Origin of the sequence: Streptomyces scopuliridis RB72, assembly GCF_000718095.1 — a bacterium.
Lineage (GTDB): Bacteria > Actinomycetota > Actinomycetes > Streptomycetales > Streptomycetaceae > Streptomyces > Streptomyces scopuliridis.
Map to the genome: position 1 here is coordinate 226,071 of NZ_JOEI01000008.1, position 19,883 is coordinate 245,953.

The 19,883-nt window shown below is 72.7% G+C and carries 15 protein-coding genes; 10 read left to right on the forward strand and 5 right to left on the reverse strand.

Translation table 11 applies throughout. The features are described from left to right. Positions 1–13: 13 nt before the first annotated feature. Positions 14–1,744: a DUF5691 domain-containing protein gene (locus IF11_RS0112030; RefSeq protein ID WP_244888232.1), complete on the reverse strand. Its 1,731-nt coding sequence runs from the start codon at positions 1,742–1,744 to the stop codon at positions 14–16. A gap of 73 nt (positions 1,745–1,817) precedes the next feature. Further along, positions 1,818–3,173 (reverse strand): SWIM zinc finger family protein, encoded by a 1,356-nt coding sequence (locus IF11_RS0112035; protein WP_030351517.1) that lies wholly within the window; start codon positions 3,171–3,173, stop codon positions 1,818–1,820. Positions 3,174–3,305: 132 nt separating this feature from the next. On the opposite strand from IF11_RS0112035, the gene IF11_RS0112040 reads away from it, so the two are divergent. The 6 genes from IF11_RS0112040 (at position 3,306) to sucD (ending at position 11,079) form a co-directional block, all read left to right on the forward strand. Next, positions 3,306–3,740 (forward strand): MmpS family transport accessory protein, encoded by a 435-nt coding sequence (locus tag IF11_RS0112040; RefSeq protein ID WP_030351518.1) that lies wholly within the window; start codon positions 3,306–3,308, stop codon positions 3,738–3,740. A gap of 154 nt (positions 3,741–3,894) precedes the next feature. After that, complete coding sequence (locus IF11_RS0112045; RefSeq protein WP_030351519.1) at positions 3,895–5,010, forward strand: ATP-binding protein; 1,116 nt, start codon at positions 3,895–3,897, stop codon at positions 5,008–5,010. A 26-nt stretch (positions 5,011–5,036) separates the two neighbouring features. Beyond that, positions 5,037–7,451 carry a DUF5682 family protein gene (locus tag IF11_RS0112050; protein WP_078490648.1) on the forward strand — a complete coding sequence of 805 codons (2,415 nt, stop codon included), beginning with the start codon at positions 5,037–5,039 and terminating at the stop codon, positions 7,449–7,451. A gap of 125 nt (positions 7,452–7,576) precedes the next feature. Beyond that, positions 7,577–8,719, forward strand: a complete 1,143-nt coding sequence (locus tag IF11_RS0112055) for a VWA domain-containing protein (protein ID WP_106979164.1) — start codon at positions 7,577–7,579, stop codon at positions 8,717–8,719. 252 nt (positions 8,720–8,971) lie between these two features. After that, entirely contained in the window at positions 8,972–10,147 is a 1,176-nt protein-coding gene (gene sucC, locus IF11_RS0112060; protein WP_030351522.1) for an ADP-forming succinate--CoA ligase subunit beta, read from the forward strand. Between the two features lie 20 nt (positions 10,148–10,167). Beyond that, positions 10,168–11,079 carry a succinate--CoA ligase subunit alpha gene (gene sucD / locus IF11_RS0112065; protein ID WP_030351523.1) on the forward strand — a complete coding sequence of 304 codons (912 nt, stop codon included), beginning with the start codon at positions 10,168–10,170 and terminating at the stop codon, positions 11,077–11,079. Positions 11,080–11,170: 91 nt separating this feature from the next. Here sucD and IF11_RS0112070 read toward each other — a convergent pair whose 3' ends face one another. Further along, positions 11,171–12,616: a helix-turn-helix domain-containing protein gene (locus IF11_RS0112070; RefSeq protein WP_030351524.1), complete on the reverse strand. Its 1,446-nt coding sequence runs from the start codon at positions 12,614–12,616 to the stop codon at positions 11,171–11,173. 116 nt (positions 12,617–12,732) lie between these two features. Here IF11_RS0112070 and IF11_RS0112075 point away from each other — a divergent pair, with 116 nt between their 5' ends. Then, a complete protein-coding gene (locus IF11_RS0112075; protein WP_133243310.1) occupies positions 12,733–14,580 on the forward strand; it encodes a cell division protein PerM in 1,848 nt (615 codons plus the stop codon). Here the strand turns inward: IF11_RS0112075 and IF11_RS0112080 are convergent. Next, positions 14,570–15,538: a hypothetical protein gene (locus tag IF11_RS0112080; protein ID WP_030351526.1), complete on the reverse strand. Its 969-nt coding sequence runs from the start codon at positions 15,536–15,538 to the stop codon at positions 14,570–14,572. The two genes, IF11_RS0112075 and IF11_RS0112080, sit on opposite strands and share 11 nt — an antisense overlap. 272 nt (positions 15,539–15,810) lie before the next feature. On the opposite strand from IF11_RS0112080, the gene purN reads away from it, so the two are divergent. Both purN and purH read left to right on the forward strand, forming a co-directional pair. Next, positions 15,811–16,446, forward strand: a complete 636-nt coding sequence (gene purN, locus IF11_RS0112085; protein WP_030351527.1) for a phosphoribosylglycinamide formyltransferase — start codon at positions 15,811–15,813, stop codon at positions 16,444–16,446. Next, positions 16,443–18,005: a bifunctional phosphoribosylaminoimidazolecarboxamide formyltransferase/IMP cyclohydrolase gene (gene purH / locus IF11_RS0112090; RefSeq protein ID WP_030351528.1), complete on the forward strand. Its 1,563-nt coding sequence runs from the start codon at positions 16,443–16,445 to the stop codon at positions 18,003–18,005. The genes purN and purH overlap by 4 nt, the downstream gene beginning before the upstream one ends. 135 nt (positions 18,006–18,140) lie before the next feature. On the opposite strand, the gene IF11_RS0112095 is transcribed toward purH, so the two are convergent. Beyond that, entirely contained in the window at positions 18,141–18,743 is a 603-nt protein-coding gene (locus IF11_RS0112095; protein WP_030351529.1) for a DUF2076 domain-containing protein, read from the reverse strand. 268 nt (positions 18,744–19,011) lie between these two features. Here IF11_RS0112095 and IF11_RS0112100 point away from each other — a divergent pair, with 268 nt between their 5' ends. After that, positions 19,012–19,875, forward strand: a complete 864-nt coding sequence (locus IF11_RS0112100; RefSeq protein WP_030351530.1) for a bifunctional methylenetetrahydrofolate dehydrogenase/methenyltetrahydrofolate cyclohydrolase — start codon at positions 19,012–19,014, stop codon at positions 19,873–19,875. Positions 19,876–19,883 lie beyond the last annotated feature (8 nt).

Sequence of the window (19,883 nt, forward strand, 5' to 3'; positions counted from 1 at the left end):
TTCGTGGCAGCGCTCATGGAGCCGCCGGTTCGGTGAGTTCGGCGAGCCGGCCGGGGTCGTCGGGCCCGTTGGGACTGTTGAGTCCATCGAGCCCATCGAGTTCGGCCAGCATCGACGCGCGCAGCCGCAGCGTGGAGACCAGCCGCCGGAAGGCTTCCGACCAGTAGCCGCCCGCACCCGGTGACGCGTCTTCCGGCTCGTCCTGGGCCGCGGTGAGCAGCTCCAGCCGGCTCGCCTCCGCGGGGTCGAGGCATCGCTCGGCGAGGCCCATGACCCCGCTGAAGCTCCAGGGGTAGCTTCCCGCGTCCCGGGCGATGTCCAGCGCGTCCACGACCGCCCGGCCGAGCGGCTCCGCCCACGGCACCGCGCAGACACCGAGCAGCTGGAACGCCTCCGAGAGACCGTGGGCGGCTATGAACGAGGCCACCCAGGAGGCCCGTTCGGCGGGCGGCAGCGTGGCCAGCAGCTTCGCCCGTTCCGCCAGTGAGGACGTGCCGGGACCGGCGGCCGGGGAAGCGGCGGGCGAGCCCAGCAGGACGAGGGACCAGCGCGCGTCCCGCTGCCGTACGGCCGCCCGGCACCACGCGGCGTGCAGTTCGTCGGCCCAGTCGTCCAGGACGGGCAGCGCGACGATCTCCTCGGGGGTACGGCCGCCGAGCCTGGCGGGCCAGGTGTCCAGCGGGGCCGCCTCGACCAACTGGCCCAGCCACCAGGACCGTTCGCCCCGGCCCGCGGGCGGGGCCGGGACCACGCCGTCGCGCTGCATGTCCGCGTCGCATTCGTGCGGCGCCTCGACCGTGATGACCTGCCCGCCGCCCGTACGGTCCATGCTCACGCAGGTCGCCGCGCGGGCCGCCATCCTTCCGGCGAGGGCGGAGCCCGGCAGCGCGGAGAGCAACTCGGCGGCGGTGTGCCGGACATTGCGGCTGCGGTCCGACAACGCCCGGTCCAGGAACGGCTCGTCGGCCCCGGACAGCCCCGTACGCAGCGAGTCGAGGAACATCAGCCGGTCCTCGGCGCGTTCGGTGGACCAGGTCGAGGCGAGCAGCGCCCGGGAAGCCTCGGCGTCCTGGGCCCGTACGGCGGCGAGCAGCGCGACCCGCTCGGCGAACAGGCCCTCCTCCCAGAGCAGCCGGACGGCCTCGCCGTCCCGTGGGTCGGGCAGCAGCGCGCCGCCGGACGCGCCCCGCAGGGCGAACTTCCACTCCGGGTTGAGCCGGGCGAGCCAGAGCCCGCGCGGCCCGGCGAACGTCAGCGCCTGCGGCCGCAGATCGGTACGCGCGCGGGCCGCGTCGAGCAGCGCGGGCAGTACGGCGGCGGGCACGCGGTAGCCGTGCTCATTCGCGGCGGCGAGCCACTGCGGGAGCAGTTCGGTGAGGTCGGGCGCCGCCCCGCGCCGCCCTCCTCCGCCGGAGGGCCCCGACCGGTCGGCCAGCAGCTGGCGGAGCCGTCTTCCGGCCGCCTCCGGCAGCCGCGCGCGGCCGTCATGGGCCGCGGGCTCCGGGCGGGCGGCGGCCCGCGCGGGAAGGAGCCCCGCCCTGCGCCGTACGGTGTGCAGCGCGGCGGCGTCCAGCAGGGCCGCCGGTGCCTCCTTGCCCGGGGCCAGGATCTCCGCGGGCGGGGTGCGGCGCTCCGTACCGAGCAGTGCCGAGGTGACGAGCCCCTCCCAGGGGGTCGCGACGCGGGTCGTGCCGGTGGAGCCGGCCGGATCGACCGGATCGATGGTGCGAGTCGTGTCCGTCATGGAGCCCTCCGTTGTCGGCGCGGTCGGCTGAGCGGAACCAGTGGGTGAGCGGGACCGTCGGTCCGCGGGACCGTCAGGTGAGCGGGACCGGCCCCGGTATCTCCTCGGCCCAGGCCGCGAGCGGATGGAACCCGCGGTGCCCGCACTCCCCGAAGACCGTGACCGGACCGCCGCCGGACAGCGCGGCCAGCTTCCACAGACCGGGCCGTGAGAGCGCCGAGTCCGTGAGGGGCAGCGCGGATTCCCCGTCCGCGTCGGCCAGTTGCCAGCCGCCCCCCGGCGCCGGCACGGGAATGACGTCGGTCAGCGTCACCGGCCACGCGTCCAGCCAGGGATCCGCGCGCAGCGCCGCCCCGTACGCCTCGATCGCCGCTGTCGTGGAGCCGCCGGGCGGCGGGCCCGGGACCGGGGCCGGGGCGCCGAACTGCCGCCCCCAGTCGGCCCGTAGCTGCCCCGCGCCGCCGTGCGGGGTGATCTCGGCCTCGATCATCAGGCCCACCGGCAGCCCCAGTTGCGGGGAGCGCCCCGCCGCGCCGAAGGCGAGCAGCAGCGCGGACCGCCCCGAGTCCCGTCCGTACAGCCGGATCCGGCGCGTGACGAGCTTGCCGTCCGAGGAGTCGTCCTGCGCCAGGACCAGCCAGTGGTCCCTGACCGGCGGACCGCCGGCCGGCGACGGCAGGCCGATCCTCGTACGGACCGTCGTCGCCAGCGGCTCCGGCAGCCGGTCCCGGCCGAGCCAGGCCGTGGTCAGCAGATGCAGCAGCGCGGACTCCTCCAGCAGCCGTACCGGCCAGCCGGCGCCCGAGCCGGGGATCGCTCCCAGCTCCCGCACCCGGCCCGCGAGCCCCGGCGCCTGCGCGTCGACCATGCGGGCCGCCGTCTCCTCCCACAGCCCGTATCCCGACTGCTCCGCCGAGGCCAGCCCACCGTGCAGCAGATCCGTCAGCCGCTGCTCAAGCTCCGTGGCGCCCGCGCTGATCCTGGCGGCCCTGCGCTCCGCCCTGCGCCGCGCGGCCTCGGGATCGGCCGGTTTCCCGGACCCGGCCGCGCCGGCTTCCCCCGCGGGCCGCTCCTCGCCCCGTTTCCGGCGGCCTTCGAGCCATTCCCCGGCCCAGCCGGGCTCCTCCGCCGTCTCCGGCACGCTCCGCTCGTCCGCCGACCAGAGCAGCAGCAGCCCCAGCGCGTGCTTGCACGGAAATTTCCGGCTCGGGCAACTGCACTTGTAAGCGGGGCCCGTTGTGTCCACAATGGTCTGATACGGCTTGCCGCCGCTGCCCTTGCACAGGCCCCACACAGCGCCCGCGGAGCCGCTGCCCGCCTCCGACCACGGCCCGGCCGTGCCCAGTTTGTTGCCCGCTTTGCGTGACGCCTCGTCAGGAGCCAGAGCGAGCACCTGTTCCGTCGTCCAGCGCACCCCCGTTTGATTCATGTCCACGACGTTAGAGCGCCCCACTGACAATCGCTCTGACCTGCGTATTCAACGAACAACCGGCAGCATGACTTTACTTTGCCTTTGCTATATCGTGCGAGCTTCCTACGCCACGATCCGGGGGGATCACTCATGAACCGCACCGTCCGCGCCGCGCTCACCACCCTCGCCGTCACCGGCCTCGCGCTGGGCCTCGGCGCCTGCTCCGAGGCCGCGGACCGGGTCGACAAGGCCGTGACCGACGAGGTCGACAAGGCCGTCAACGAGACCTACGAAGTGACCTACGAGGTCACGGGCAAGAACATCGACACGATCGACTACCACGGCGGGGGCGGCGAGGCCATGGAGCCCAAGATCGAGACGGTCGAGAAGCCCACGCTGCCCTGGACGAAGACGGTCACGCTGCGCGGGATCATGCCGCCCGGTGTCATGCCGACCGCCCTGGACCCGTCCGGCGCCGAGGTCACCTGCAAGATCATCTACAAGGGCGAGGTCATCAAGGAGGAGACGGACGCGGGCAAGGCCGCGGCGGGCGGCTGCATCGCGGTTTCCCCGATCGCCGGGTAACGGTCGCCGGGTAACTCCCCTCGTACGCGGGCGCGTCCGCGGTTCGTACGGGCACGGCCGCGTCCGTCCCGCCCGGCCCGCGGCGACGGCCGATTGTCAGTGGCGTGGTGCACCGTGGAACTCACATCCGGTCGAACGATCTGGAGGGGGATCCATGACCGTGCCCGAAATCACCGCGCCCGCAGGGACCGAGGAGGCGCTGCGCCCGCACGCCGAGGACGCGTTCGCCGACGAGCTGAAGGCGCTGGCCGCGGCCGACGACCGGCAGCGGCCCGCCAGATGGCGGCTGTCGCCGTGGGCCGTGGCCATGTATCTGCTCGGTGGCACGCTTCCGGACGGGACGGTGATCACACCGAAGTACGTGGGGCCGCGGCGGATCGTCGAAGTCGCGGTCACCACGCTCGCCACCGACCGGGCGCTGCTGCTCCTCGGCGTGCCGGGCACCGCCAAGACCTGGGTCTCCGAGCATCTCGCGGCGGCCGTCAGCGGCGACTCGACCCTGCTCGTGCAGGGCACGGCCGGCACGCCGGAGGAGGCGATCCGCTACGGCTGGAACTACGCGCAGCTGCTCGCCCACGGCCCCAGCCGCGACGCGCTGGTGCCCAGTCCGGTGATGCGGGCCATGTCGGAGGGCATGACCGCGCGCGTCGAGGAACTGACCCGTATTCCCGCCGATGTGCAGGACTCGCTCATCACGATCCTGTCCGAGAAGACCCTGCCGGTCCCCGAGCTGGGGCAAGAGGTGCAGGCCGTGCGGGGGTTCAATCTGATCGCCACGGCCAATGACCGCGACCGGGGGGTCAACGACCTGTCCAGCGCGCTGCGCCGCCGCTTCAACACCGTCGTCCTGCCGCTGCCGGCCACCCCGGAGGCCGAGGTCGACATCGTCTCCCGGCGCGTGGACCAGATGGGGCGTTCGCTCGATCTGCCGACCGGTCCCGAGGGCATCGACGAGATCCGCCGGGTCGTCACGGTCTTCCGTGAACTGCGCGACGGCGTCACGACCGACGGCCGTACGAAACTCAAGTCCCCCTCGGGGACGCTCTCCACGGCCGAGGCGATCTCCGTCGTCACCAACGGCCTCGCGCTCGCCGCCCACTTCGGGGACGGAGTGCTGCGGCCGGGCGATGTCGCGGCCGGCATCCTCGGCGCGGTCGTCCGCGACCCGGCGGCGGACCGGGTGATCTGGCAGGAGTACGTCGAGACGGTGGTCCGCGAGCGCGACGGCTGGAAGGACTTCTACCGCGCCTGCCGCGAGGTGAGCGCGTGACCACGACGCGCGCGCCGGGCGGGGGCGTGCCGGTTGCGGGCGCGGCGGTGGGGGGCGGATCCGGCGCGGGCGGACCGCTGCTGCTCGGGGTCCGGCATCACGGGCCAGGGTCCGCGCGTGCGGTACGGGCGGCGCTCGACGCGGCGGCGCCCCGGGTCGTCCTCGTCGAAGGACCGCCCGAGGGGGACGCGTTGCTGGCGCTCGCCGCCGACGAGGCGATGCGGCCGCCCGTCGCGCTCCTGGCGCACGCGGTGGACGATCCGGGGCACGCCGCGTTCTGGCCGCTGGCCGAGTTCTCCCCGGAGTGGGTCGCGATCCGCTGGGCGCTGGCGCATGACGTACCGGCCCGGTTCATCGACCTGCCCGCGGCGCACTCACTGGCACTCGCCGCGGTGGACGACGGGTCGCGCGACGAGGAGTCCGAGGACGACGAGAGCCTGCGGATCGATCCGCTCGCCGTCCTCGCCGAGGCCGCCGGGTACGACGACCCCGAGCGTTGGTGGGAGGACGTCGTCGAGCACCAGGGCCCTGACGGCGCGGACGACCCCTTCGCGCCGTTCGCGGCGGTCGCCGAGGCGATGGGCGCGCTGCGCGAGCGGCACGCCGACGGCGGTCCCCGGCGCGATCTCGTCCGCGAGGCCCAGATGCGGCTCCAACTCAGGACCGCGCGCAAGGAGTTCGGGGACGACGGCGTCGCCGTGGTCTGCGGCGCCTGGCATGTGCCCGCGCTCGGCCGGAAGACCACCGTCGCCGCGGACCGCGCGCTGCTGAAGGGGCTGCCCAAGGTCAAGACCGGGATGACCTGGGTGCCCTGGACCCACCGCAGGCTCGCCCGGCACAGCGGCTATGGCGCGGGCATCGACTCGCCCGGCTGGTACGGCCATCTCTTCGGCGTGCCCGACCGCCCCGTGGAGCGCTGGCTCACCAAGGTCGCCGGCCTGCTCAGGGAGGAGGACAGGACCGTCTCCTCCGCCCATGTCATCGAGGCGGTACGGCTCGCCGAGACGCTGGCCGCCATGCGCGGGCGTCCGCTCGCCGGTCTGACCGAGACCACCGACGCGGTCCGGGCGGTGATGTGCGAGGGATCGGATGTGCCGCTGGGCCTCATCCACGACCGGCTCATCGTCGGCGAGGTGCTCGGTGAGGTCCCCGACGCGGCCCCCGCCGTGCCGCTCCAGCGCGATCTGACCGCGCTCCAGCGCACGCTGCGGCTCAAGCCGGAGGCGCTGGAGCGCGAGCTGGACCTGGATCTCCGCAAGGAGATGGACGCCGAGCGCGGCAGGCTCCTGCACCGGCTGCGGCTGCTCGGTATCGACTGGGGCGAACCGGCCGCCGGGCGGGGGAGCACCGGCACGTTCCGGGAGAGCTGGCGGCTGCGCTGGGAGCCCGAGCTGTACGTACGGGTCGCGGAGGCCGGCGTATGGGGCACGACCGTGCTCTCCGCCGCCACCGCCAAGGCCGAGTCACGGGCCCTCGCGGCGACCGCGCTCGCGGAGGTCACGGCGCTGGCCGAGCGCTGTCTGCTGGCCGCGCTTCCCGACGCCCTGCCCGTGGTGATGAAGGCCCTCGCCGATCGCGCCGCGCTCGACGCCGACGTCGGCCGGCTCGCCCAGGCGCTGCCCGCGCTGGCCCGCTCGCTGCGGTACGGGGACGTACGCTCCACCGACACCGGTGCGCTCGGCGAGGTGGCGGCCGGGCTCGCCGAGCGGATCTGCGTCGGGCTGCCGCCCGCCTGCGCGGGGCTCGACGCGGACGGAGCGGCCGAGATGCGCGGGCATCTCGACAGCGTCCACACCGCGATCGGCCTCCTCCCGGACGATCAGGGGCCGGACGATCAGGACCCGGACGGCCGCGGCCGGGATCTGGCCGGGCGCTGGGGAGCCGTCCTGCGCAAGCTCGCCGGACGGGACACCGTCCCCGGGGTGATCAGGGGCCGGGCCGCCCGGCTGCTGCTGGACGACGGTCGGCTCGCCGAGGACGAGGCCGCGCGGTTCATGGGGCTCGCGCTGTCGCCCGGCACCCCGCCGACCGACGCCGCGGCCTGGATCGAGGGCTTCGTCGGCGGCGCCTCCGGGGCGGGGCGCCAGCAGGCGGCGAGCAGCGCGGGAGGCATGCTCCTGGTCCATGACGAACGCCTCCTCGGCCTCGTGGACGCCTGGCTGACCGGGGTGTCGGCGGACGCCTTCACGGATGTGCTCCCGCTGCTGCGCCGCACGTTCTCCGCGTACGAGCCCGGCGTACGGCGCACGCTGGGCGAGCTGGTCAGACGCGGGCCAGCGGCCGGCGGCCCGGTGACGCCCGAGCCCGCCGCGCCCGGCTTCGGCCCCGGGCTCGACGAGGCGCGCGCGGACGCCGTACTGCCGGTGCTCCGCCTGCTGCTGGGCGCCGACGGCATCGGAGGCACCGACAACAGCGACGATCCTCTGGAGGCGACGGGATGAGCGGCGGGATGATCGGTGGGACGAGCGGCGGGACGAGCGGCGGGACGGGCGACAGGATCCGCACCGACGGCATCGCCGCCGAAGGGACGGGCCGCGCCGCCGACGAGCGGCTGCGCCGCTGGCGGATGGTGCTCGGCGGGGAGAGCGCCGACGGGACGGGGTGCGCGCTCTCCGGCAGGGACGCGGCGATGGACGGCGCGCTGTCCGCCCTCTATGGCACGGGCAAGGAGAAGGGCAACGCCGGCGGCACCCACCGCTCCGCCGGGCTCGGCGCCTCCGCGCCCTCGGTCGCCCGCTGGCTCGGGGACATCCGTACGTACTTCCCCAGCTCCGTCGTCCAGGTCATGCAGCGCGACGCGATCGACCGGCTCGGGCTCGCCGCGCTGCTCCTGGAGCCGGAGATGCTGGAGGCCGTCGAGGCCGATGTCCATCTCGTCGGCACACTGCTCTCGCTCAACAAGGCGATGCCCGAGACGACCAAGGAGACGGCGCGGGCCGTCGTGCGCAAGGTGGTCGCGGACATCGCGAAGCGGCTCGCCACCCGCACCCGCGCGACCCTGACGGGCGCGCTCGACCGGTCGGCGCGCCTCACCCGGCCGCGCCACCGGGACATCGACTGGGACCGTACGATCCGCGCCAACCTCAAGAACTACCTCCCGGAGTACGGCACGGTCGTCCCGGAGCGGCTCATCGGCTACGGCCGTGCCGCACAGTCCGTGAAGAAGGAGGTCATCCTCTGCATCGACCAGTCCGGTTCGATGGCGGCCTCCGTCGTCTACGCCTCCGTCTTCGGCGCGGTCCTGGCCTCCATGCGCTCCCTCGCCACCCGGCTCGTCGTCTTCGACACCGCCGTCGTCGATCTCACCGACCAGCTCGACGACCCCGTCGACGTCCTGTTCGGCACCCAGCTCGGCGGGGGCACCGACATCAACCGCGCGCTCAGCTACTGCCAGTCGCGGATCACCCGGCCCGCCGACACCGTGGTCGTACTGATCAGCGACCTCTACGAGGGCGGGATACGTGACGGGATGCTCAAGCGGGTCGCGGCGATGAAGGCGTCGGGCGTGCAGTTCGTGACGCTGCTCGCGCTGTCCGACGAGGGAGCGCCCGCGTACGACCGCGAGCACGCGGCGGCCCTCGCCGCGCTCGGTGCGCCGGCCTTCGCCTGCACCCCCGATCTCTTCCCCGAGGTGATGGCGGCGGCGATCGAGAAGCGCCCCCTTCCCATACCGGACAAGGAGCTGCCGAACGGGGCGATCTCCCGGTGACACGGAGTGCTTCCGCGCGGCGTGTGATGGGTATCACCGCTCTGTGACAGGTATCACCGCTCATCTGTGATCTGCGATTTAGGGACCTACCGCCCACGGGGATAACCTGCGAGACGGACATGCCGCGTACCGGACAGCGAGTACGCCTCCCTCTGTGACAGCGCAGTCACGTTGCCCTTCGCGGCACGCCCACGCAGACAACGAACCCGCGATCACCAGGCTGCGGTTTAAAAGACAAAGGGACGGACACGCGTGGACCTGTTCGAGTATCAGGCGAGGGACCTCTTCGCCAAGCACGGTGTACCGGTGCTGGCCGGTGAAGTCATCACGACGCCTGACGCGGCTCGCGAGGTGGCCGAGCGGCTCGGCGGCAAGGCCGTCGTCAAGGCGCAGGTCAAGGTCGGCGGGCGCGGCAAGGCGGGTGGCGTGAAGCTGGCCGCCGACCCGGCGGACGCCGTCGAGAAGGCCGGTCAGATCCTGGGCATGGACATCAAGGGCCACACGGTCCACAAGGTGATGCTGGCCCAGACCGCGGACATCGCGGAGGAGTACTACGTCTCCTTCCTGCTGGACCGCACCAACCGCACCTTCCTCGCCATGGCCTCCGTCGAGGGCGGCGTCGAGATCGAGGTCGTCGCGGAGGAGAACCCCGACGCGCTCGCCAAGATCCCGGTCGACGCCAACGAGGGCTGCACGCCCGAGAAGGCCGCCGAGATCGTCGCCGCCGCGAAGTTCCCGGCCGAGATCGCCGACCAGGTCGCCGACGTCCTGCAGAAGCTGTGGACCGTCTTCATCAAGGAAGACGCCCTCCTCGTCGAGGTCAACCCGCTGATCAAGTCCGGTGACGGCAAGATCATCGCGCTCGACGGCAAGGTCTCGCTCGACGAGAACGCCGACTTCCGCCAGCCGGAGCACGAGGCGCTGGAGGACAAGGCCGCCGCGAACCCGCTGGAGGCCGCGGCCAAGGCCAAGAACCTCAACTACGTCAAGCTCGACGGCGAGGTCGGCATCATCGGCAACGGCGCGGGTCTGGTCATGTCGACCCTCGACGTCGTCGCGTACGCCGGTGAGGCCCACAACGGCGTGAAGCCCGCCAACTTCCTCGACATCGGCGGCGGCGCCTCGGCCGAGGTCATGGCGAACGGCCTGGAGATCATCCTCGGCGACCCGGACGTCAAGTCCGTGTTCGTCAATGTCTTCGGTGGCATCACCGCGTGCGACGAGGTCGCCAACGGCATCGTCCAGGCCCTTGAGCTGCTCAAGACCAAGGGTGAGGACGTCACGAAGCCGCTGGTCGTGCGTCTGGACGGCAACAACGCGGAGCTGGGTCGCAAGATCCTGTCCGACGCCAACCACCCGCTCGTGCAGCGCGTGGACACCATGGACGGCGCGGCCGACAAGGCCGCAGAGCTCGCGGCTGCGAAGTAAGGGACAGGGACTCCAACACCATGGCTATTTTCCTGACCAAGGAAAGCAAGGTCATCGTCCAGGGGATGACCGGCGCCACCGGCATGAAGCACACCAAGCTCATGCTCGCTGACGGCACCAACATCGTCGGCGGTGTGAACCCGCGCAAGGCCGGCACGTCCGTCGACTTCGACGTCGTGTCGGAGACGCGCGAATCAAGCACAGTTTCCGTACCGGTCTTCGGCTCCGTCGCCGAGGCCATCGAGAAGACCGGCGCCGACGTGTCCGTCGTCTTCGTGCCGCCGGCCTTCGCCAAGGCCGCCGTCATCGAGGCGATCGACGCCGAGATCGGCCTGGCCGTCGTGATCACCGAGGGCATCGCGGTGCACGACTCCGCCGCCTTCTGGGCGTACGCGGGCAGCAAGGGCAACAAGACCCGGATCATCGGCCCGAACTGCCCCGGCCTGATCACCCCCGGCCAGTCCAACGCGGGCATCATCCCGGGCGACATCACCAAGCCCGGCCGGATCGGTCTCGTGTCCAAGTCCGGCACGCTGACCTACCAGATGATGTACGAGCTCCGTGACATCGGCTTCTCCTCGGCCGTCGGCATCGGCGGCGACCCGGTCATCGGTACGACGCACATCGACGCGCTCGCCGCGTTCGAGGCCGACCCCGAGACCGACCTGATCGTGATGATCGGCGAGATCGGCGGCGACGCCGAGGAGCGCGCGGCGGACTTCATCGCCAAGAACGTCTCCAAGCCGGTCGTCGGCTACGTCGCGGGCTTCACCGCGCCCGAGGGCAAGACCATGGGCCACGCCGGCGCCATCGTCTCCGGCTCCTCCGGCACCGCCCAGGCGAAGAAGGAGGCCCTGGAGGCCGCGGGCGTGAAGGTCGGCAAGACCCCGACCGAGACGGCCGGGCTGGCTCGCTCCATCCTCGGGGGCTGAACTTCCGCCTCCCGCAGGCCCGTACGGCACCACGCGCGTGGGCCCGCACCCTCTTCCGGGTGCGGGCCCACGCGCGTTTCCGGCCGGCCGGTCACTGCGCTTGCGGTACGAGCCGGTCGGGGCCGGTCACCGGTGCGTGGCGGAGCTTGTCGCGCAGCGCCAGGTCCTGCTTGCTCAGCCGCTGCGGACCGTTGGTCACCGGAAGGTCGCCGACCCGCTCGCCCGGTGACAGGGGCGGCTCGTACTTCCTGGGAGCGGTGGCCAGGGTGAACCCTGTCGCCCCGACGATCAGCACGGTGAAGGCGATGGCCGCCCGCGTCCAGAACCGGGCCCGCCGCTCACAGCCGGACCTTATGGCCGGCGCCGGTGCGTTGGGGGGTGGTGTCACCGCCCGGACGAGCACGCCGAGCCGCTCCTGGAGCACCTGGGTGTCGGTCAGTTCGGGCAATTGCTCGGCGACCGCCTTGCGTGCGTTGAGCAGCCGGCTGGCGGTGGCCGGGGTGCTCGCCTCGGTCTCGGCCGCCGTCTCCGGCAGATCGAGGCCGAGCCCGTCGTAGAGCAGCAGCGTGCGGCGGTACGACGCGGGAAGACCCAGCAACGTCTCGCGCAGCGCCCGCTCTTCGGGCCTTTCCTGTTCGCCGCGGACCGGATCGGGGCGCTCCCGGGGGCTGCGCAGCCGGTGCCAGGGCGACATCGCGTACTCGTACGCGGCGGCCCGCAGCCAGCCCGCCGGGTCCCGGTCGACCGCGACCTCGGGCCAGCGCGCCCACGCGAGATGGAAGGCACGCTCGACGGACCGCTGGGAGAGGACCCGTCGCCCGGTGAGCAGATACGCCTGGCGTACGAGGGCGGGCGCGGTGAACGCGTACAGGGCGTCGAAGGCCTCGTCGGGCGTACGGGCCTCGATCCCGGCCGCGGGCGGGTTGGGCCAGTCGGTGTTGCGTACGTCGGTGCCGGACGCGGCCGACGCGGTCGCGCTCGCTCCCTGCGTACGAGTTCCGGTCGCGCTCGCCCCCTTCGTGCTCGCTCCGGTCGTGGCCCTTCCTCTTGCTGCCCGGCTCGTGGCGGGTGTGCTCGCTGTCGCCGCGTTCGCCGGCACGGTGTTCGCCCTGCGGCGGCGCCCGGCGGTGGTGGGCGCGGGTGGTGGTGCGGCGCCGGCAGTGGGGGCCCCGGCGGTCCTCGTCGTACGCACGGCTCGCGTGGACGCGGACGCGCTCCGGTTCCGCGCCGCGGAGCGCTGCGCGGCCGCCCTCGCCGCCTCCACCCTGGCCCGTTCCTCCTGCGCCGCCTTCTCGCGGAGCTCCGCCGCGATCCCGGCCAGCAGCTTCGCGTACAGCTCCCCCTTGCGCCCGCGCGGAGCCGTACGCCCGGTCTCCCAGGATCTGAGCGTCGACCGCGTGACGCCCACCGCGGCGGCGGCCTGTTTCTCGGTCATCGGCTTCGACTCGCGCAGTCTTCGCCGCTGCTCCGGGGCGGGCAGCGACGGGGCGCCGGCCTTGGCGCCTCGTGCGGTGCTCTGCGTGGCCTTCTGGGTCATGTGGGACTCCCCGCAGCACGGTTCTGGGCGAAAAAGCACATAACCGTATATTGGGCGACACGGCGACTATTCGCCTGTTGCGCGAATTAGATGGGTGTCATGGGCAGCATGACGTCGTGACCCAATTGACCGAACACAGTGCGCCGTTGTCCTCGGCCGCGGCCCTTGAGCGTGGTAGGGCCGCGGCGCTGACCTCCGCCGTTCTCCGAGGAGCCACCGCCGCGGGCCTGGGGCTCGGCGCGATCGCCGTGCTGGTGATGGCGATGTGGATCACGTCACCGTTCCCCGACAGCGGTGCGGGCGGTGCTCTGCATATCGCGGCCGGACTCTGGCTGCTGGGCCATGGCGTCGAGCTGGTGCGCCCGGACACCCTCTCCGGGACCCCCGCGCCCATCGGAGTCGTACCGCTGCTCCTAATGGGTCTGCCGGCCTGGCTGGCGTACCGCGCCGCCCGCGACGCCCTGGAACCCGACGAGGGACGGCCCCAGCTCACCGGGCTCGGCGCCGTATGCACCGTGTCCGGGGGATATCTGCTGGTCGGCGCGGCTGCCGTGCTCTATGCGGGGGGCGGTGCGCTCACCGCGCATCCGCTGCGCGCGGCGCTCACGCTGCCCGTGCTGACGGTGCTCTCGGCGGCGGCCGGGGCATGGACGGCGCATGGATGTCCGCGCGTCCCGCTGCCCCAGCGGCTGCCCGGGGCGGTACGGAGGCTCCTGGCCCGTACGGTCTGGGCGCCCGCCGGACGCCGGGGGGTCGTTGTCGCGGGGCGCTCGGGGGCGGCGGCCTTTCTGCTGCTGGTGGGCGGCGGCGCGCTCCTGGTCGGGGGCTCGCTCGTATGGCACGGAGATCCGGCGCACACCTCGTTCGTCCAGCTCGCGGGGGACTGGTCGGGGCGGGTCGCGGTGCTGCTGCTCGGGCTGGCGCTCGTGCCGAACGCGGCGGTCTGGGGCGCCGCGTACGGCCTGGGGCCCGGCTTCGCGCTCGGTACGACAGCGACGGCCACGCCGCTCGGGGTCGTCGGCACCCCGGCGCTGCCGTCCTTCCCCCTGCTCGCCGCCGTGCCGGACGGTCCCGGCACACCGCTGAACTGGGCCGCGGTCGGGGTGCCGGTGGTCGCGGTGCTGGCGGTCGCGTGGTTCACGGTACGGGTGGCCGCGCCGCCGTACGCCCGGTGCGAAGAGGCGTGGAGCGCGCGCGGGACGGCGCTGACGGCGGCGCTCGGGGGCGTCGTGTGCGCGGGGCTGACGGCGGTGCTGGCGGGGCTCGCGGGCGGACCGCTGGGGAACGGCAGACTGGCGGCCTTCGGTCCCGTGTGGTGGCTGACGGGCGCCGCGGCGCTGGCGTGGACGCTGGCGCTCGGCGTACCGGCGGCGCTGCTGCTGCGGCTCTGGCGGCTCCGGGAGCGGCGCCAGAAGGACGTACCGGCGGCCGAACCGCCGGCCGAATCGCTCCTCGCGACCGGGGCGGTGGCCAGGGGCGCGGAGTCCGGTGGTCCGGGGGCGGCGTGGTGGCGGGTGCCCTGGCGGCGACTGGCAGGACGGAGGGGCGCGGGCGAGGGCGCGGCGACGCCGGGACCACTCGCCGTGTCGGAAGGGGGAGAGGGGATCGGCGGCGTGGACATCCTGGACGCACTGGCTGTGGCGGAGGCGGGAGTTGGCGCGGTGCCGGACGCGGGCGGTACGGGAGGTAAGCGCGGCGCGGGAGGTACGCGAGGCGCGGGGGCCGGGGGGCCGGAAGCGGTCGATCCCGACCTCGATCCCGACTTCGAGCCGTACGACTTCCTGCCGGCCGAAGCCTGGCACGAGCGCGGGGCGCGGGAGGCGCGCTGGGCGGCGTTCAAGGAAGCGTCGGGGGGGCTGATGGCGGACTTCCCTGCCACGCCGGGGCCGCTCGCGCCGGAGCCGCCCTCCCTCAGGAAAGGCGGCTCCGACGCGGACGAGGATCCGGGGGCGGTTACTCCTTGACGCCGAAGACCGGCACCAGCGAGTCGGGCAGCAGATCGTTGCAGGAGAGCTGGCCCGTGGTCGTCAGCGCGTCGTTCACGCACGTGTAGTAGTCGCGGTAGACCAGCTGCACCGTGAAGGTCGTGGCCACGATCGCCAGCGCGATGACGGCTGTTACCAGCCCGCTCACCGCCGCGGTGGTCTGCGGCCTGCTCGACGCCGGGACCGGCGCTCCGGACTGGGCCGGCCCGCCGAACGGTCCCGCCTGTCCTGTCTGTCCCGTCTGTGCTGTGGCGGCGGACTGCACCGCCGCCGGGGACGAGCCGCCGGCCGCCGTGCCGTCGGCGTCCGGCGACGGCTTCCTGGACTTGTTGCGCTGCGAGCTGATGCCCCAGTACAGCGCCAGCGCCCCGAGCAGCAGCGCGATCTCCGGGAAGTCGAAGAGCGCGAAGAAGAACGCCCACATCCCGGAGAGCAGGGCGTAGCGGGCGCGGCGCTGGGCCGGGTCCGTCGGGTCCCAGCGCAGTCCGCCGCGGCCTCCGTCGGGTCCGTCCTTGCCGGAGCCCTGGCCGTTCTGACCGTTCTGGCTTCCCGGACGGCTGCCGAAGCCGCCCTGGGAGCGACCGGGCTGGCGGCTGCTCCACTGGCTGCCCCAGCCGCCCCGCCCCGGGCCGGATCCGTCGTTCGACGAGTCACCGCCGTGCTCGGGACGACGGGGCTGCCAGGGCTGGTCGGGCCTGCCCTCGGGCGGCGGCGCGAACGGATTGTCCTCGGCGGAGCCCGAGGATCCGGAGGTAGGGGACTCGGCGCCCGGTGTCCCGGCGGTGCCCGGTGTTCCGGAGGTCCCGGGGGCGCCCGTCCCGGAGTGCTCGGAGGTCTCCGAAGGTCCGGTGGAAGAGGACTGGCGTTCCCGCGGCAGCAGCACCGGCCCAGAAGGCGGCGGGAGGTGGAGCGCCGTGCGGCGGCGTCGGTCCGGCATCAGGTGAACGTCTTCCCCTCAGACCCAGTGCGCGGGGGTCTTGTCTCGTATGGCCCGTCCCGGAGACGAACCCTGTCCCCAGACGCTACCTCCCGGCCAAGCCCCCGTGCCGTGGGGGCCGCTCGGTGTGCCGGTATCGTTGCTGACGGTCGGCTTCTTCGTAGAGTTCCCCGTATCGGGGGACGTGATTCGTTTGTACGACCACACAAAACCGTACGACGATTCAAGCAGCCGCCCACACAGGCTGTGCTCGCTCCAGAAAGGCGCCCGCCGTGGCCTCCCCGCCCTCCTCCGCCCGCCCGGCCCGGCTCGTGGTCCTGGTCTCCGGATCCGGTACTAATCTGCAGGCCCTGCTCGACGCGATCGGCGACGACCCGGTGGCCTTCGGCGCGCGGATCGTGGCCGTCGGCGCGGACCGCGGCTCCATCGAGGGACTGGAACGCGCCGAGCGCGCCGGGCTTCCCACGTTCGTGTGCCGGGTGAAGGACTACCCGAGCCGTGACGACTGGGACGCGGCGCTCGCCGAGGCGACGGCGGCGTACGAGCCGGATCTGGTGATCTCGGCCGGCTTCATGAAGATCGTGGGGAAGGAGTTCCTCGCGCGCTTCGGCGGGCGGGTCGTCAACACCCATCCCGCGCTGCTCCCCAGTTTTCCCGGTGCCCATGGTGTGCGCGACGCGCTCGCCTACGGAGCGAAGGTCACCGGCTGCACAGTCCACTTCGTCGACGACGGTGTCGACACCGGCCCGATCATCGCGCAGGGCGTGGTCGAGGTGCGGGGCGAGGACGATGAAGACGCTCTCCATGAGCGCATCAAGGAAGTCGAGCGACGCCTGCTCGTCGAGGTCGTGGGGCGTCTGGCCCGGCACGGCTATCGCATTGAGGGACGAAAGGTAACGATCCAGTGACCGCCGAAGGTACGAAGCGCCCCATTCGCAGAGCGCTGGTCAGCGTCTACGACAAGACGGGCCTGGAAGAGCTGGCCCGCGGGCTGCACGAGGCGGGCGTCACCCTGGTCTCGACCGGCTCCACCGCCGGGAGGATCGCCGCCGCCGGGGTGCCGGTCACCAAGGTCGAGGAGCTGACCGGCTTCCCCGAGTGCCTGGACGGCCGGGTCAAGACGCTGCACCCGCGCGTCCACGCCGGCATCCTCGCCGACCTCCGGCTCGACTCGCACCGTGAGCAGCTCGCCGAGCTGGACATCGAGCCGTTCGACCTGGTCGTGGTGAACCTCTACCCGTTCCGCGAGACGGTCGCCTCCGGCGCCACCCCCGACGAGTGCGTGGAGCAGATCGACATCGGCGGGCCCTCGATGGTCCGCGCCGCCGCCAAGAACCACCCCTCGGTCGCGGTCGTCACCAGCCCCGGACGGTACGGGGATGTCCTCGGCGCCGTACGGGACGGCGGCTTCGACCTGACGACGCGCAAGCGGCTCGCGGCGGAGGCGTTCCAGCACACGGCCGCGTACGACGTGGCCGTGGCCTCCTGGTTCGCCGAGAACTACGCGGCCGCCGACACCTCGGGCCTGCCGGAGTTCCTGGGCGCCACGTACACCCGGAAGAACGTGCTCCGCTACGGCGAGAACCCGCACCAGCCCGCCGCGCTCTACACCAGCGCCGAGGGCGGCCTCGCCGAGGCCGAGCAGCTGCACGGCAAGGAGATGTCGTACAACAACTACACGGACACGGACGCCGCGCGCCGTGCCGCGTACGACCACGCCGAGCCCTGTGTCGCGATCATCAAGCACGCCAATCCGTGCGGCATCGCGATCGGTGACGATGTCGCCGAGGCGCACCGCAAGGCGCACGCCTGCGACCCGCTGTCCGCGTTCGGCGGGGTGATCGCCGTCAACCGTCCGGTCTCCGTCGCGCTGGCCGAGCAGGTCGCCGAGATCTTCACCGAGGTGATCGTGGCGCCCGGTTACGAGGACGGCGCGGTCGAGGTGCTGGCCCGCAAGAAGAACATCCGCGTACTGCGCTGCCCCGAGGCCCCGTCCGCGTCCGTGGAGGTCAAGCCGATCGACGGGGGCGCGCTGCTCCAGGTCACCGACCGGCTCCAGGCCGACGGCGACGACCCGGCGAACTGGACCCTCGCGACCGGCGAGGCGCTCTCCGAGGCCGAGCTGCGCGAACTGGCCTTCGCCTGGAAGGCGTCCCGCGCGGTCAAGTCCAACGCGATCCTGCTCGCGAAGGGCGGGGCGTCGGTGGGCGTCGGCATGGGCCAGGTCAACCGCGTCGACTCCGCGAAGCTCGCGGTGGCGCGGGCGGGCGAGGAGCGGGCGCGTGGCGCGTACGCCGCGTCCGACGCGTTCTTCCCGTTCCCCGACGGGCTGGAGATCCTGCTGAACGCGGGCGTCAAGGCGGTGGTGCAGCCGGGCGGTTCGGTCCGTGACGAGCTGGTCGTCGAGGCGGCGCGGAAGGCGGGCGCGACGATGTACTTCACGGGGACGCGGCACTTCTTCCACTGAGTCCTGTCAGCGGACAGCAGTACCCCGGAAGAACGCAGGCAGAACGCCGGAAGGCCGTAAAACCCGCTGGGGGACGGGTATTACGGCCTTCATGCCTGCTCGGTGCGGCGAGCTAAGAGACGCACTGCCGGGGCGTCAGTGGCGCGGGCTGTTGAACCACGCGGCGCCGTCGGACTTCCCGACGAAGACGGCGATCAGGATGGCCAGGACCGTGTAGATCAGGCCGAACCCGACGAACGGGTAGATGCCGAGGATCGCGACGACGATACCGAACACGAGGGCCGTGACGCGGACACCGCTGCCGCCCTTGGCGAACTTCACGGCGAGGTAGATCGAGATCGCGGTGGTCAGCACGGCGATGACGGTCATGCCCCAGAGCAGGCTGCCCGAGTAGTCGGCGAGCTGCTGGAACTGCACGTCGTCCTGGAGCTGGGCGTCGTTCTTCGCGGCGGAGACGGCCGCGGCGGCCAGCGCGAAGATGATGGTGCCGATCAGGCTGAGGCCGAAGATGACCCACAGCATCACGCGCGCGGCCTTCACCCCGCCCGGCATCTCGGTCGGGGCGCCCGGGAAGCCACCGCCGCCGTACGGCTGGACCGGCGGCGCCTGCGGGTAGCCGTAGCCGGGCTGCTGCGGCTGGCCCTGCGGGTAGCCGTAGCCCGGCTGGCCCTGGGGCTGACCGGATCCGGGCTGGCCCTGGGGCTGGCCGTACGGGTTGTTGGGGTCGCCGAAGCTCATGGCGGGGTTCCTCCGTTGGTAATGCGGGGACGGTGCGACCCACGTGGAGGAGGAACTTCTCAGAAGTGAGCGGTCTGCCCCCCGTCGACGGCCGCGTACTGCGCCCGTAATCGTGTTATCTACCTCTTATTTTGTCCAGTCGCTATTGGCGGGCGTTGTGCAAGTGCAACCTCGCGCGGCACGTGCGGCGGGGCGGGCGAACCCCCAGGTCGTCTCAGGACGGGCAGCGAATTGGAACCGGGGAGGGGTCATCCGCGAGGATGGGGGTATGAGCGCCCAGATTCTCGATGGCAAGGCCACCGCAGCCGCGATCAAGTCCGACCTGACCGCCCGCGTGGCGGCCCTCAAGGCGCGGGGCGTCACACCCGGCCTCGGCACGCTGCTGGTCGGGGACGACCCCGGCAGCCGCTGGTACGTGAACGGCAAGCACCGCGACTGCGCCCAGGTCGGTATCGCCTCGATCCAGCGCGAACTGCCCGACACCGCCTCCCAGGCGGAGATCGAGGCCGTGGTCGCGGAGCTGAACGCCAACCCCGAGTGCACCGGCTACATCGTCCAACTGCCGCTGCCCAAGGGCATCGACACCAACCGGGTGCTCGAACTGATGGATCCGGTCAAGGACGCCGACGGGCTGCACCCGATGAGCCTCGGCCGGCTGGTGCTCAACGAGACGGGGCCGCTGCCCTGCACCCCGTACGGCATCATCCAGCTGCTGCGCCACCACGGCGTCGAGATCAAGGGCGCGCATGTCGTGGTCGTGGGCCGCGGGATCACCGTCGGCCGCTCGATCCCGCTGCTGCTGACCCGTAAGTCCGAGAACGCGACGGTCACGCAGTGCCACACCGGCACCCGTGATCTGTCGGCGCAGCTCAGGCAGGCCGACATCATCGTGGCCGCCGCGGGGGTGCCGCACATCATCAAGCCCGAGGACGTGAAGCCGGGCGCGGCCGTCCTCGATGTCGGGGTCAGCCGGGACGGTGACGGCAAGATCGTCGGCGATGTCCACCCGGACGTCGCGGAGGTGGCGGGCTGGATCTCGCCGAACCCGGGCGGTGTCGGTCCGATGACCCGCGCCCAGCTGCTCGTCAATGTGGTCGAGGCGGCCGAACGCACCGTCGCGGACGCGGGCTGAACGCGAGC